Source organism: Curtobacterium sp. 320 (assembly GCF_031455235.1).
Lineage (GTDB): Bacteria > Actinomycetota > Actinomycetes > Actinomycetales > Microbacteriaceae > Curtobacterium.
In genome coordinates this window covers 39328-52331 of sequence record NZ_JAVDSI010000018.1, presented here as the reverse complement: position 1 = coordinate 52331, position 13004 = coordinate 39328, and the positions used below count along the sequence as shown (strand labels likewise).

General features: G+C 73.0%; 14 protein-coding genes. 6 read left to right on the top strand and 8 right to left on the bottom strand.

Annotation, left to right across the window (positions count from 1 at the left end; translation table 11 throughout):
- Positions 1-151 precede the first annotated feature (151 nt).
- The 4 genes from J2X60_RS17450 to J2X60_RS17435 all read right to left on the bottom strand — a co-directional run bounded on the left by J2X60_RS17450 (position 152) and on the right by J2X60_RS17435 (position 5491).
- Positions 152-988, bottom strand: a complete 837-nt coding sequence (locus tag J2X60_RS17450) for an alpha/beta fold hydrolase (RefSeq protein WP_071295149.1) — start codon at positions 986-988, stop codon at positions 152-154.
- A gap of 56 nt (positions 989-1044) precedes the next feature.
- On the bottom strand, positions 1045-1761 hold the full coding sequence (locus J2X60_RS17445; RefSeq protein ID WP_309889298.1) for an alpha/beta hydrolase: 717 nt from the start codon (positions 1759-1761) through the stop codon (positions 1045-1047).
- Positions 1762-1899: 138 nt separating this feature from the next.
- Positions 1900-4623, bottom strand: a complete 2724-nt coding sequence (locus J2X60_RS17440; protein WP_309889297.1) for a LuxR family transcriptional regulator — start codon at positions 4621-4623, stop codon at positions 1900-1902.
- A gap of 124 nt (positions 4624-4747) precedes the next feature.
- On the bottom strand, positions 4748-5491 hold the full coding sequence (locus J2X60_RS17435) for an IclR family transcriptional regulator (protein ID WP_309889295.1): 744 nt from the start codon (positions 5489-5491) through the stop codon (positions 4748-4750).
- Between the two features lie 101 nt (positions 5492-5592).
- Between J2X60_RS17435 and J2X60_RS17430 the strand changes: the two genes are divergently transcribed.
- Positions 5593-6207: a nuclear transport factor 2 family protein gene (locus J2X60_RS17430; protein ID WP_309889292.1), complete on the top strand. Its 615-nt coding sequence runs from the start codon at positions 5593-5595 to the stop codon at positions 6205-6207.
- Positions 6204-7655 carry an amidohydrolase family protein gene (locus J2X60_RS17425; RefSeq protein WP_309889290.1) on the top strand — a complete coding sequence of 484 codons (1452 nt, stop codon included), beginning with the start codon at positions 6204-6206 and terminating at the stop codon, positions 7653-7655. The genes J2X60_RS17430 and J2X60_RS17425 overlap by 4 nt, the downstream gene beginning before the upstream one ends.
- Before the next feature lie 110 nt (positions 7656-7765).
- Here J2X60_RS17425 and J2X60_RS17420 read toward each other — a convergent pair whose 3' ends face one another.
- The gene (locus J2X60_RS17420) at positions 7766-8143 is read right to left on the bottom strand and encodes a helix-turn-helix domain-containing protein (protein WP_254791863.1); all 378 of its coding nucleotides are present in this window, start codon (positions 8141-8143) and stop codon (positions 7766-7768) included.
- Positions 8144-8285: 142 nt separating this feature from the next.
- Here J2X60_RS17420 and J2X60_RS17415 point away from each other — a divergent pair, with 142 nt between their 5' ends.
- Genes J2X60_RS17415 through J2X60_RS17400 form a run of 4 tightly spaced genes read left to right on the top strand, consistent with a single transcriptional unit; the run spans position 8286 to position 10793 of the window.
- The gene (locus J2X60_RS17415; RefSeq protein WP_071295142.1) at positions 8286-9314 is read left to right on the top strand and encodes a zinc-binding alcohol dehydrogenase family protein; all 1029 of its coding nucleotides are present in this window, start codon (positions 8286-8288) and stop codon (positions 9312-9314) included.
- Positions 9315-9360: 46 nt separating this feature from the next.
- Positions 9361-9768, top strand: coding sequence for a heme-binding protein (locus J2X60_RS17410; RefSeq protein WP_071295141.1), 408 nt, complete (start codon positions 9361-9363; stop codon positions 9766-9768).
- Positions 9765-10484 carry an SDR family oxidoreductase gene (locus J2X60_RS17405; protein ID WP_309889287.1) on the top strand — a complete coding sequence of 240 codons (720 nt, stop codon included), beginning with the start codon at positions 9765-9767 and terminating at the stop codon, positions 10482-10484. The genes J2X60_RS17410 and J2X60_RS17405 overlap by 4 nt, the downstream gene beginning before the upstream one ends.
- 15 nt (positions 10485-10499) lie before the next feature.
- On the top strand, positions 10500-10793 hold the full coding sequence (locus tag J2X60_RS17400) for a putative quinol monooxygenase (protein WP_071295139.1): 294 nt from the start codon (positions 10500-10502) through the stop codon (positions 10791-10793).
- Positions 10794-10848: 55 nt separating this feature from the next.
- Here the strand turns inward: J2X60_RS17400 and J2X60_RS17395 are convergent, their stop codons facing one another.
- Genes J2X60_RS17395 through J2X60_RS17385 form a run of 3 tightly spaced genes read right to left on the bottom strand, consistent with a single transcriptional unit; the run spans position 10849 to position 12999 of the window.
- A complete protein-coding gene (locus tag J2X60_RS17395; protein ID WP_071295138.1) occupies positions 10849-11541 on the bottom strand; it encodes an SDR family oxidoreductase in 693 nt (230 codons plus the stop codon).
- Positions 11542-11587: 46 nt separating this feature from the next.
- On the bottom strand, positions 11588-12250 hold the full coding sequence (locus J2X60_RS17390) for an NAD(P)H-binding protein (protein ID WP_309889283.1): 663 nt from the start codon (positions 12248-12250) through the stop codon (positions 11588-11590).
- An 11-nt stretch (positions 12251-12261) separates the two neighbouring features.
- Complete coding sequence (locus J2X60_RS17385; protein WP_071295137.1) at positions 12262-12999, bottom strand: hypothetical protein; 738 nt, start codon at positions 12997-12999, stop codon at positions 12262-12264.
- Positions 13000-13004 lie beyond the last annotated feature (5 nt).

Sequence of the window (13004 nt, the reverse complement as noted above, 5' to 3'; positions counted from 1 at the left end):
CTCGCCAGGCGTGGGGGGCCGCGCGGGGGGGGGGGGTGGGGGGCTGGGCGGTCTTCGGTGTCGTGGTGGGGGGGGGGGGGGGGCCGGCGCCCCCCCCCCCCCCCCCCCCGCGCCTCCAGTCCGGGACGCTGCGTCCGCAGCGTCGGTGCGCTCAGCTCCGGAGGAACGCGAGGATGTCCGGGTTGACGACGTCTGCGTGGGTCGTCAGCATGCCGTGCGGGTACCCCTCGTAGATCTTGAGCGTGGCGTCGCTGAGGAGCTCCGCCTGCTTCAACGACGCGTCCCGGTACGGCACGACCTGGTCGTCGTCGCCCTGCAGGACGAGCACCGGCACCGTGATGGCCTTGAGGTCCTCCGTCTGGTCGGTCTCCGAGAACGCCTTGATGCCCTCGTAGTGTGCGAGCGCGCTGCCCGTCATGCCCTGACGCCACCAGTTCGCGATGACCGGCTCCGACGGCGTCGCACCGTCCCGGTTGAAGCCGTAGAACGGGCCGGAGGCGACGGCCTGGAAGAACTCGGCGCGGTTGGCGGCGAGCGCCTCGCGGAACCCGTCGAAGACCGAGATGTCGGTGCCGTCGGGGTTCGCCTCGGTCGTGACCATGAGCGGCGGCACCGCCGCGACGAGGACGGCCTTGGCGACCCGGCCCTGTGGCTGGCCGTACTGGGCGACGTACCGGGCGACCTGGCCGCCACCGGTCGAGTGGCCGATGTGGATCGCGTCGTGCAGGTCGAGGTGTTCGACCACGGCGGAGACGTCGCTCGCGTAGTGGTCCATGTCGTGGCCGGTGCCGATCTGCGACGAACGTCCGTGGCCGCGGCGGTCGCTGGCGATGACGCGGTAGCCCTCGGCCAGGAAGTACAGCATCTGCGCGTCCCAGTCGTCCGAGGACAGCGGCCAGCCGTGGTGGAACACGATCGGCTGCGCGTCGTGGCTCCCCCAGTCCTTGAAGTAGATCTCTGCACCGTCGTCGGTGGTCACGTATCCCATGGTGGTCTCCCTGTGGTTGTTCGGTGGTTCTCGGTCGGTCGGTCGAGGGGCCGGGGTCAGCTGACCGCGGCGAGGGCGGTGGTGATGACCGCGGCGACCTCGGCGGGGTGGGTCTGCATCACGAGGTGGGGGGCGTCGATCTCGACGACCTCGCGGACGCCGGCGCGCTGGTACCCGAAGCGCTCGACGTCGGGGTTGATGGTGTGGTCGGCGCTGGAGACGATGCCCCAGGACGGCTTGGTCTTCCACGCGGCCGCCGATGCCGGCTCGCCGAACGCGACGGCGGAGAGCGGACGTTGCGACACCGCGAGCACCTGCGCCTCGTCCAGTGCGAGCCCGTCCGCGAAGACGGCGGGGAAGGCGTCGACGGCGACGGAGACGTCCGTGCCGGGCTCGCCGCCGTCCACGGGGTAGGGCGCGTACACGAGGTTCGCGGCGAGGTCGCTGTCCGGGAAGCCGCCCTGCAGGGCCCCGAGGCTCTCGCCCTCCTCGAGCGCGTACGCGGCGACGAAGACGAGGCCGACGACGTTCTCGGCGACACCGGCCACGGTCAGGATCGCGCCGCCGTACGAGTGCCCGGCGAGCAGGACCGGTCCGTCGATCTGCTCGACGAAGGACCGGATGTAGGCCGCGTCGCCGGAGAGGCTGCGGTTGAAGACGGGCGGGACGAGGACGTGGTGGCCCTGGTCGAGGAGGAGCCTCGTGACGGGGGCCCAGCTGGAGGCGTCGGCGAACGCTCCGTGGACGAGGACGATGGTGGGTGATCCGGGCATGGTGCGGTCCTTCCGGGTCCGCTGCGAGAGACGCGGACCTGCTTCGTCGAGGGCGGTGCCGGGTGGCGCTGACGACGCTAGGGGCGCGCGGTACCGGTGCACATCGGTCACGGTGACCGAGATGCGTTGCCGGATGACCTAGTCGCCGGACGAGCCGGCCGCCAGGGCCGCGGCGAGTTCCTGTCGGGCCGAGATCCCGAGCTTCTGGAACGCGGCGTACAGGTGGGCCCCCACTGTCCGCGGGGAGACGAACAGGTGCTCGCCGATGGCCCGGTTGCTCAGTCCTCGTGCCGCGAGCGTGCAGACCCGGAGCTCCTGCGGCGTGAGCAGTTCGACGCCGCCGTGCCCCGCCGCTGCCACCCGCTGCCCGGTCGCCCGGATGGCGTCACGGGTCCGGTCCGCCCACGCCGGCGCGGGCATCGACTCGAACAGCTCGAGGGCGGCGTGCAGGGCGGCACGGGCCGTGTCCCGCCGACCCGCCCGGCGCAGGCGGCCGCCGAGGCGGAGCAGTGCACGGGCCTGCACGTACGGCACCGGCCACCGTTCGTGCTGCACGGACGCCCACGCCGGTTCGAGGTCGGCGTCGGGGACGAGTGCGAGCCGCGCGTGGTCGAGCGCGGCGCGGACGATCGGCGCGTGCCAGCGGGCGTGGAGCCGCTCGAGGTCCGCCGCCCGCTGCTCGGCGTCGGCGCGGTTGCCCGACTCCAGCGCGGCGTCGACGAAGTCGTGCGAGGTGATGACGGCGAAGGTCGGGTTGAACGCGTCGTGGTCCGGATCGGCCAGTGCCCGGACGGATTCGAGTGCCTCGGCCGCGCGACCGGACACCAGGGACGCCGCCCCCGCAGCGCCGAGCAGGGTCGCGCGCATCGCACTCGACCGGAGCACCTGCGCCCCGGCAGCCGTTCCGCCCGCGATCCGTTCGGGGTCCGGCTGCTTGCCGTCGAGGGCGTCGAACCACGCGAGCGCGCACCGGGTCGCGGCGGTGAAGCCGTCGTCACCGAGGTCCCGTCCGAGCGAGGAGGCCTCCTCGGCGAGGACCCGCGCCCGCCCGAGGTCCCCACCGAGGAACGTGGTCATCGAGGTCCCCATGAGCGCCTGCGGGAAGGTGCGCAGGTCACCACGCGCCCGCATGCTCCGGACGGCACGGTCGAGGAGGACACGTGCCGTCTCGATCTCCCCGACGAGGTTGAGCGCGTACCCGAGGTACCAGGCGGAGCCCTCGTCCTCGGCGGTCGGTGCGGCGGCGAGCGCTCGTTCCAGCACACGGTCGCCACGCACCACCGGCTCGGTCCGGGCGGCGAGCAGGATCGACCGGGGGTCGTCGTCCGGCAGGGCGAGCGCCTCGACCACGACGAGCATCGGGTCGCCGGGGTCCGGTTCGGCGGTGTGGTCCCAGGCGATCGCGGCGAGGTGCAGCAGCGCCTTGGTGGCGTGGTCGACCCCGCCGCCCTGCTGCATCTCGGAGACGGCGTGCAGGGCCGGCCCGAGGTCGCCCACCGCGAGCCCGGTCCGACCGGTGGGCAGGGTCTCGGCGACGAAGGCCGCGCGTGCTGCGAGGAGCCGGTCGGGTGCCTCGTCGCACGCTCGTTGCACCAGGAGCGAGGCGTCCGCGAGCCGTCCGGACAGCCCGGCGTGCTCCGCCGCGAGGATCCGCCGGCCGACGCGTCGGGCGACGTCCGAGGTCAGCTCGGCCGAGCGCTCGTACGCCCGGCTCGCGACGAACGGATCGGACATCGCCGATCGCTCGTCGCCGATCGCGGCGATCTCGTCCGCGAGGTCGTCGTCGTGGCCGGTCGCCAGCTCGGCCCGCCACCAGACCGTGCGCGCGGGGTCGTGGTCGTGCTCGAGGACCAGGGAGCGCAGGACCGCGGTGCGCTCCGTCGGCGACGCGGCGGTGAGGACCGCCGACTGCACGAGCGGGTGCCGGAACCGGATCGCGCGGGGCGCCACCCACTCGAGCAGCGACGACGCCGAGGCCTGCTCCGTCCACGTCGGCGGCGGGAACCTCCCGAGCGTCCGGGCGGCCACCCGCGCGGCTTCCTCGGCGCCGGTGCCGCCGGACAGGGCGACGGCGAGGATGGCCAGCCGGACGGGGTGGTCCAGCTCCGCGTACCGCGCGGCGAACTCCTGCTCCACCCGGCCCACCACGGGACGGTCGCGGGTTCGGTCCCCCGGTGTCGTGCGGCTGAGTTCGTGCAGCGCGAGCGGGTTCCCCTCGGCGCGGAGCACCAGGTCGCGTCGCGCCTGGCCCATCGGCGCCCCGGGGACGGCGTCGAGCAGGCGGCCGGCGTCCGACTCGTCGAGCGGCGTCAGGTGGAGGCGCCGGACCGCGGGGTCGTCCGCGGTCTCGGTGTTCCGGGTCGTGATCACCATGACGATCGGGTCCTGGTCGACCCGCCGGGCCATCATCCGGATCGCCCACTCGGACGCGGCGTCCATCCAGTGGAGGTCCTCGGCGACGACCAGGATCGGGCCCTCCGAGGCGGCGTCGGAGACCAGCGTCAGCGCCGCCAGCCCGGCGAGCAGCGGCGAGGGCTGGATCCCCGTCGCGAGACCGAACGCGACCTCGAGCGCACGACGCTGCGGTGCGGGCAGGTCGGCGATCCCGCTGCGCAACGGGTACAGGAGCAGGTGGAGCGCGGCGTAGGGCTCGGCCGACTCGGCGAGGGTCCCCGCGGTCGAGAGCCGTCGGACGCCGAGGTCGGTCGCGTGGCGGACCAGGTCGGCGACCAGCGTCGACTTGCCGATCCCGGCCTCACCGTCGATGACGAACGCGGAGCCGCCGTCGTGGACGTCGCGGAGGGCGTCCCGCAGGGCGGAGCCCTCCCGCTCGCGCCCGATGACGGGCTGCGCCATCGTCATGCCGCCAGTATGGCAGCGGTGGGGCCGCCGGCGAAGGGCCCGGCATCGGACGGGAGGCGCGGTGCGGGCCGGCACCGCGCCTCCTGTCCGACGCGGTGCCGGACCACGGCACGGCGCGAGCGGGTCAGCGCGTCGCGTCGCGCGTGATCGCCCGTGCGCACGCGTGCAACGCGGGCACGACGGTGCTCGGCTCGGCGTGACCGGCCGGCATCACGATCGAGAGGGCCGCGACGACGCCCGAGGCGTCCCGGATCGGCGCACCCGCCGCGACGAGGGCACGCGGGGACCGCTGCGAGCCGACGGCGGCACCCGTCCGACGGACGGCCGACAGGTACCGGCGGAGTTCGACCGCCGACGTCACCTCGTCGACCGACGTCCGGACGTCGAACGTCGTGATCGCACGCTCCTGGACCTCGTCGGGCGCGAACGCGAGCAGGACGAGTCCGCCGCCGGTCGCCGCGAGGGGCATCCGGCCGCCGACCCGGTAGTCGACGCTCCGGGTCCCGCGCTTGGGCGAGACGCGCTCCACGAGGACCGCCTCGTCCCCCTCACGGACGCTGAGCATGGCGTGCTGTCCCGTCAGGTCGTGCAGGTCCTGGAGGTACGGCAGGGAGGCCTGGCGGAGCGCCACGCCCCGCGGGGCGAGGGACGACAGTTCGTACAGGCGCAGCCCGATCGTGAACCGGCCGTCGGCCCGGCGTTCGAGGGCGCCCTCGGCGACCAGGCTCCGCGCGATCCGCAGCGTCGAGTTGACGGGCAGGCCACAGCGACGCGCGAGTTCGCTCAGCGTCAGCGTCGGGTGGCGGTCGTCGAAGCACCCCAGGATCGCGAATGCCCGACCGACCGTCCCCGTGCGAGTGTCGCCCACCGCTGCACCCTACCGCCGACGCCGTCTTCCGCTGAGTGGAAACCCTCACCGAACCGCTCTCGCGCCGTCCTACGCTCGGCCCCCGGACGAAGGAGCAGATCGTGGACGACGTCACCGACATCAGTCAGCTCGTGCTGCGCGAACGCCAGGGGCGGGACCGCGGGCGGTGGGACCGCATGCGTGACGCGTGGGAGCCGGACGGCCGCGTGCGCGTCAGCTGGTTCGACGGCAGCGCGCGGGACTTCGTCGCGGGGTCCATCGCGATGGCCGCCGGTGGGACGGCCGCCACACACCGGATCAGCCCGCCGGTCGTCGACCTCCTCGGTGACCGCGCGATCGTCGCCGCACCGGCGGTCATCGAGGTCCGCGCCGGACTGGGCGGCGCCGAGGTCGACCTGGCCTCCCGCGTCCGGCTGCTGTACCGCGCACGCCGGACCGGCACCGGCTGGCGGCTGGCCGCGATGACGTGCGTCTACGAATCCGACACGGTGACACCGACCGTTCCCGGCACCGTGCCGGACCTGTCCTCCGTCGCGGTCGACGACCGTCGGCCGTCGTACCGATGGCTCGCGACGGTTCTCGGAGCGAGCGGTCACCGCATCGCCGACGACCTGCCCGGCACGGACCGGCCCGGGTCCGTCGAGGCGGTGGAAGCCGCCGAACAGGACTGGCTCGACGGCCACGATCGCGACGACCGGGACGGAGACCGCACATGAGCCGCTACGTCACCGCACCCACTGCCGACCACGACGTCGTCATCCGCGACGTCACCGTCGTCGACCCGCTCGACGGGACCGCCACGGCCGGGCAGGACGTGCGGTTCACCGGCGCGACCATCGCGTCGGTGTCCGCCACGTCGCAGACCGGGACGGCCCCGGGCCAGCAGGTCGTCGACGGACGCGGCCGGTTCCTGGTGCCGGGCTTCGCGGACATGCACGCCCACCCGCTCAACTCCCCGGACGACGTCGACGGCGCCTACGCACTGATGCTCGCGAACGGGGTGGTCGGGTTCCGCCAGATGTCCGGCTCGCCCGCCCTGCTGGCAGCCCGTGCCGCGGGTGCACTGCCCGCACCGCTCGGCGCTCCGGCACTGCTCGCGACGCCGGGAGACCTCCTCGCGCCGGTAAACGCGTCGACCGCGGAGGCCGCCGTCGCGACCGTCCGTGACCAGCACGCCCAGGGTGCCGACTTCATCAAGGCGGCCCTCGTCGGGCGCGATGCGTTCCTCGCAGCACTCGCTGAGGCAGGTCGGCTCGGTGTCCCGCTCGCTGGACACCTCCCGAACGACGTGGACCCGCGCGAAGCGTCCCGAGGAGGCATGCGAGCGATCGAGCACCTCGGGCCCGGCGCGACCGTGTTCGCCGCGACGTCGTCCCGCGAGGCCGAGGTGCGATCCGCGGTCGGAGCGGCTCGCACGCCGAAGATCCCAACGGTCAGGCTGCCGGGCATGGACCGCGTCATCGGTCGCGTGATCCGCGGCATCGTGGTGAACCCGGCCACGAGGACCTCGGACTCGTCCGCCCGCGCGCTCACCCTCGCCGACGACTCGTTCGACGAGGAGGCCGCCCAGGAGTTGGCAGCGCTCTTCGTCGAGCACGAGACCTGGCAGTGCCCGACCCTGGTCCGCCTGCACACGCAGCAGTTCCCGAACGCGCCGGAGCACCGACACGACCACCGTCGCCGCTACATCGCACCCGGGGAGCTCCGCTCGTGGGACCGGTCCGGCCGGAAGTTCGCCGGCCTCCCGAGGGCGACCCGGGACGCCCTCGAGTCGCACTGGGCGGCCCAACTGCGCCTCGTCGGGCTCCTGGCCGGTGCGGGCGTCCCGATGCTCGCCGGGACGGATGCCGACGGTGCCGCGGGGGTGATCCCGGGCTTCGCGCTCCACGACGAGTTCGGGTACCTCGCCGACGCCGGTCTGGGACCCCTGCAGATCCTCCGGACGGCGACGTCCGACGCGGCGCGGTTCCTCGGGCTCGAGACCGAGACCGGACGCCTGGCACCCGGGTCACGGGCGGACGCGGTGCTGCTCGCCGCCGATCCGATGACGAGTCACACGGCGCTGGGGCGCATCGACGGGGTGGTCCGGGCGGGGTCGTTCTGGGATCGATCGGCGCTGGACGGGATCCTCGAGCGGGTGGCGGGGGCGCCGGGGGCGCGCTGAGCCGACACCGCACGGCCGTGCGGCCGTGCGGCCGCCGAAGCGTGTCCCCGACAGAGGCACGCATCAGCGCGCGCGCTCCGTCAGGGTGATGGCATCGCCCGTCAGGAGTCTCAGTGCCGCGTCACGTTCTCGTTCACCCAGTCGCGCAGGTGCGCGAGCGGCGCGGCAGCACCGCGACCGAGCGGTGTGAGCGCGTACTCGACCCGCAGCGGGACCTCGGCGAACACGGTGCGGTCGACCAGGCCGGCCTCCTCCATGCGCTTCAGGGACGCCGAGAGGACCTTCGGGCTCACACCCTGCAGCTGGCGCCGGAGTTCCCCGAACCGCTGCGGGCCGTCCTCGAGCACACCGATCGCGAGCGCCGTCCACTTGTTGGCGAGCAGGTCGAGCATCTCGCGGCAGGGGCAAGCGGCTGCGTACACGTCGTTCCGGTCGCAGGCGTCGAGCACGTGCGCCGCTTCGAGAGGGTGGCTCGTCGAGGGGGTCACACCGGAACGGTAGCGCGCGCCGCGGCCTTCGACAAGGGGTCGATTCCCGATGGGTACTGCCGCCCATCAGGGATTCCATGGTTACCGCGGGGTAACCAGGGGCCCTTGCGGGTAACCACAGCACCGGGTGCAGAGTGCTGACATGACGACGACGAACGAGGTCCGAGCGATCGGACAGACCGCAGCTCTCCCGGTGACCAGCGCGCGCAGCCTGGTGCCGACGACCATCCCCGAACCGGTTCCCGGGCCCCACGACCTGCTCGTCGAGGTCCGCGCCGTCTCGGTCAACCCGGTCGACGTGAAGCTCCGGGGCGGTGCCGAACCCGACGGCGGCGTCCGTGTGCTCGGTTTCGACGCATCCGGCACGGTCCGCGCCGTCGGAGACGCCGTGACCCTGTTCGCTCCGGGCGACGACGTGTTCTACGCCGGGGCCATCGACCGTCCCGGGAGCAACGCCGAGCTGCAGGTCGTGGACGAGCGCATCGTCGGGCGGCGACCCCGCACCCTGTCGCACACCGAGGCCGCAGCGCTTCCCCTCACCGCGATCACCGCCTGGGAGAGCCTGTTCGAGAAGCTCCGCATCGGTGCTGACGCCACCGGGACCCTGCTCGTCGTCGGCGGCGCTGGTGGCGTCGGCTCGATGGCCATCCAGCTCGCCCGGACGCTGCTGCCCGGCGTGCGGGTCATCGCGACCGCGTCACGTCCGGCGAGCGAGTCCTGGGTCCGGGACCTCGGCGCACACGACGTCGTCGACCACCACGCGGACCTGGCCGCACAGGTCCTCGAGGTCGCGCCGGACGGGATCGAGTGGATCCTGACCACGAACTCGGCAGGACAGCTCCCCGTGTACGAGCGCGTGCTGCGTCCCTTCGGTGAGATCGTCGCGATCGACGATCCCGAACAGGTCGACGTCGTAGCACTGAAGTCGAAGGCACTGAGCTGGCACTGGGAGTTCATGTTCGCCCGTTCGCTGCACCAGGCCACCGACATGCATCGTCAGCACGAGCTCCTGGACACCGTCGCGGACCTCGTCGACGCCGGCCGGGTCCGGCACACGGCGACCACCGTGCTCCGACCGATCTCGGCCGAGACCCTGCGGGAGGCACACGCCCTCGTCGAGAGCGGTCGCGTGATCGGCAAGGTCGTCGTGACCGACGAGCCGGCGCTCTGACCCCGAGTCCCCCACCACCGAGTACGGAACAACGAAAGGAACCAGCATGACCATCACTCTCGCGCAGGCACAGGAGATCATCGCCGCCGCGGACGCCAAGGCCACCGAACTCGGCGTCCCGTCGTCGATCACCGTCCTCGATCGCGGCGCCCGCATGGTCGCCTCGGTCCGCCAGGACGGCGCCCCGCTCGTGTCCGTCGACTCGAGCTTCGCGAAGGCCCGGACGTCGGTGTACTTCGGTGGCGCGGCGACCGGGGACCTCGCAGCTGCGATCCAGCCCGGCGCCCCGCTCTACACGCTCGGCGCAGCGAGCACCGAGCCCCTCGCCTTCCTCGCCGGTGGACTCCCCATCACGGACGCGACCGGGACCGTCATCGGTGCTGTCGGTTCCGGCGGCGGTACGCCCGACGAGGACGCCGTCATCGCGCAGGCCGGCCTCGACGCCATCCGATGAGCACGCAGGGGTTGGACGGCACGACCGTCCTCGTCGTGGGCGCCGGATCAGGCATCGGCACCGCGATCGCGCAGGCGGCCGCGTGTGCCGGCGCGCGGGTCGTCGCTGCCAGCCGACGACTCGACACCGCGGAACAGGTCGCCGAGATCGTCGGACGCGGGACGGCGGCCGTCCGCCTCGATCTCGGCGACGAGGAGAGCATCATCGCCGCTGCCGACGTGCTCGGACCGGTGGACCACGTCGTGACGGTCGCGGCCGACCACGCCAACGGCCCCGTCACGACCCTGGCGGCAGCCGACATCGAGGAGGCGTTCCGGGCGAAGGTCCTCGGTCCGCTCCTGCTGACCAAGCACTTCGCGCCGCGCATGTCACCGCGGGGCTCGTTCGTGCTCTTCTCCGGGTACGTCTCCGCCCGGCCGCAGGGAGGGCTCGCCGTCATGGCGACGACGAACGGCGCGGTGGACGCACTCGTCCCGGCCCTCGCGGTGGACATCGCCCCGATCCGGGTCGTCGGGATCTCACCCGGCATCGTGGACTCCGGGTCCTGGGACGGACTGGACGACAAGTCGGCGTTCTTCGACGAGGTCGCCCGGACGAACCCCGCCCGGCGCGTCGGAACACCGGCGGACATCGGGGACGCGGTCGTGTTCGCGCTCACCAACCCGTTCCTGACGGCGACCACCGTGCACGTCGACGGTGGCCAGCGCGTCGCCTGAGCCGAGGAGGAAGTCATGAGCATCGTCGTCATCGCGGAGATCGAACCCGCGCCGTACAACGAACCGGCCGTCGAGGAGGCCCTGCTCGCCGCGGTCGCGCGGGTCCGGTCCGAGGATCTCGGCTGCGAACAGTACGACCTCCACCACGACGCCCGAACGGGTCGGTTCGTGATGGTCGAGCGTTGGGCCGACCAGTCCGCCCTCGAGAGCCACGCAGCGGGCGCCGCGTTCGCGGCCCTCGGCTCGGCTCTCGAGGGGCGCCTGGCGGTCCCCATCGCGCTCCGGACGCTCCAACCGCTGGACGTGTGAGACGACGAACGGCCCGCGCGGACCCGATCAGGGTCCCCGCGGGCCGTTCCGTCGTTCACCGGAGGGCGTCGTAGCGTTCGTGGACCGGGGCAGCGAGGGATGACCGTGCCGCGCGCGTGAGGTCGTCGGCGAGGACCTCGTGCGCCCCTGCCTCGACGCCGTCCAGGATCGCGGCGACGACGTCTGCCGGGTCGTTCTTCGGCATGTCCCCCGGTGTCATCGGCGTGTCCGTGAACGCCAGGTACGCGCCGAGCACCTGGACGTCGTCGGGGGCGAGGTCCAGGCGCATGGAGTCCGTCGCCGACCACAGCGCAGCCTTGGACGCGCTGTACCCGTTGCCGATCGCGAGCCAGCTGAGCGCGGACGCGACGTTCACGACCGCACCGTGTGCGCGACGCAGTGCCGGCGCGAACGCCCTGGTGACCTGCACCGGTCCGAAGAAGTTGGTCTCCATCTGCTCCCGGACAGCGGCGATGTCGCCGTCCACCAGGGATCCGCTGCGCAGCACTCCGGCGTTGTTGACGACGATCGTCGCGTCCGGAACCGCGTCCGCGGCGGCCCGCACCGATGCCGGATCCGTCACGTCGAGCCGCATCGGGACCACGCGGTCGCCGACCTGAGCGCGTGGAGTCCGTGCTGCGGCGTACACCGTGGCCGCCCCGCGGTCGAGCAGTTGTCGGACGAACTCCTGTCCCAGGCCGCCGTTCGCACCGGTCACCACGACCACTGCTCCTGTGATCTCCGTCATGTCTGGCCTTCCTGTCGTCGTGCCGTCGATCGGGGGTGTGCGGGCATCAACCGACCGCGACGTCCGCGGCACGGAGCGCGGCACGGAGCGGCAGGTCGCCGGTGGTGATCTCGAGCTGCACCCGGCCCGGGTCCTGGCCGACGGCGACGTCGCACAACGCCGCCGCGACGTCCTCGCGAGCGATCCCGCGCCGCTCGACCCGGACTCCGGCCGAGAACCGTGCCGTGCCGGCGCCGTCGTGCAGCGCGTCGGGGCGGAGGATCACCCAGTCGAGGTCGAGCGTCCGGACGGCGGCGTCCGCGTCGGCCTTGGCCCGCAGGTAGACCTGGAACGGCTCGGTCGAGCCGCGTTCGTAGTCGTCTGCACCGGCGCCGGAGAGCACCACGAACCGCCGGACGCCGGCGACCACCGCGGCCTGGGCGAGGAGGATCGCTCCGTCCCGGTCCATCGCCAGCGAACGGCTGCTGGGACTGTTCTCCCCGGAGCCCGCTGCGAAGACGACGGCGTCCGCACCGGTGAGCACCGCCGCGACGTCGCTGACCGAGGCGTGTTCGAGGTCCAGCACGATCGCGATCACGCCCGCACGTGCGAGCTCCCCGCGCTGGTCGGGGTTCCGGATGAGGCCGACGGGCACGTGCCCGCCGGCCCGCAGCTGCGCGGAGAGCAGCCGTGCGACCTTGCCGTGTGCGCCGGCGACGACGACTCGCATGGTGGGCCCGGTCACCCGACGACGACGTCGTCGATGCCGATGGAGACGATGAGCGGCTCCGGGAGCGCGTGGCCGTCCCCGTCGCGGACGAAGATGTTGCGCTCGGTGGCGAGCAGGAGGCCGTCGACCCAGGTCTGGCCGGTCATGTACTCGACGCTCGGCGAGGCACCGGCGATGTCGACCTCGTAGTCACGGCGGCGCAGGACGCCGTCCGCATCGGCGTAGAGGGTCTGCGTGGGGGTGTGGGTCGCGATGCTGTCGGGGTAGGTGACGCGCAGGCGGTCCCACGTGGCTCCGTCCGGCTCGGTCCACGGGCCGACTTCCTCGACGCGGACGCCGGGGAACGTGAACGACCACGGCTCGGTGTTGTACGTCCACATGGCGTAGCCGGTGAAGTAGGCGAGCTGCAGCCGGTTCCACGGCGTCTCGAGCACGTGGCCGCGGAACGACGATCGCGGATCGGCGAGTTCCTCGACGACCTCGTCGCCGTGCGCGGTCGTGCGGACGACCGCGACGTGGTCGCCGGTGAACTCCGTACGGAGGTCGTCGGCACCGAAGTGTTCGAGCGACGTGCGCTGGCGGCGGAGGTCGACGGTGAACCGACCTTCCTCGGCGATCCCCGGAACCTGCTTGAGGCCCCAGAAGGCGCCTCCGAAGTGTCGGTTCGCCGAGATGGTGGAGACGTCGGCCCAGCGGCTGCCGCCGTGGGCGTCGAGGATGCGGTCGAGCAGGGTCGTGGTGGTGGTCATGATCG

What these genes read in the sequence shown, in the direction of transcription:
- J2X60_RS17405 (WP_309889287.1), top strand. Translation starts at nt 9,765, where the DNA reads ATGAGCACGCAGGGGTTGGACGGCACGACCGTCCTCGTCGTGGGCGCC.
- J2X60_RS17425 (WP_309889290.1), top strand. Translation starts at nt 6,204, where the DNA reads ATGAGCCGCTACGTCACCGCACCCACTGCCGACCACGACGTCGTCATC.
- J2X60_RS17395 (WP_071295138.1), bottom strand. Translation starts at nt 11,541, where the DNA reads ATGACGGAGATCACAGGAGCAGTGGTCGTGGTGACCGGTGCGAACGGC.
- J2X60_RS17390 (WP_309889283.1), bottom strand. Translation starts at nt 12,250, where the DNA reads ATGCGAGTCGTCGTCGCCGGCGCACACGGCAAGGTCGCACGGCTGCTC.
- J2X60_RS17450 (WP_071295149.1), bottom strand. Translation starts at nt 988, where the DNA reads ATGGGATACGTGACCACCGACGACGGTGCAGAGATCTACTTCAAGGAC.
- J2X60_RS17440 (WP_309889297.1), bottom strand. Translation starts at nt 4,623, where the DNA reads ATGACGATGGCGCAGCCCGTCATCGGGCGCGAGCGGGAGGGCTCCGCC.
- J2X60_RS17410 (WP_071295141.1), top strand. Translation starts at nt 9,361, where the DNA reads ATGACCATCACTCTCGCGCAGGCACAGGAGATCATCGCCGCCGCGGAC.
- J2X60_RS17385 (WP_071295137.1), bottom strand. Translation starts at nt 12,999, where the DNA reads ATGACCACCACCACGACCCTGCTCGACCGCATCCTCGACGCCCACGGC.
- J2X60_RS17415 (WP_071295142.1), top strand. Translation starts at nt 8,286, where the DNA reads ATGACGACGACGAACGAGGTCCGAGCGATCGGACAGACCGCAGCTCTC.
- J2X60_RS17400 (WP_071295139.1), top strand. Translation starts at nt 10,500, where the DNA reads ATGAGCATCGTCGTCATCGCGGAGATCGAACCCGCGCCGTACAACGAA.
- J2X60_RS17445 (WP_309889298.1), bottom strand. Translation starts at nt 1,761, where the DNA reads ATGCCCGGATCACCCACCATCGTCCTCGTCCACGGAGCGTTCGCCGAC.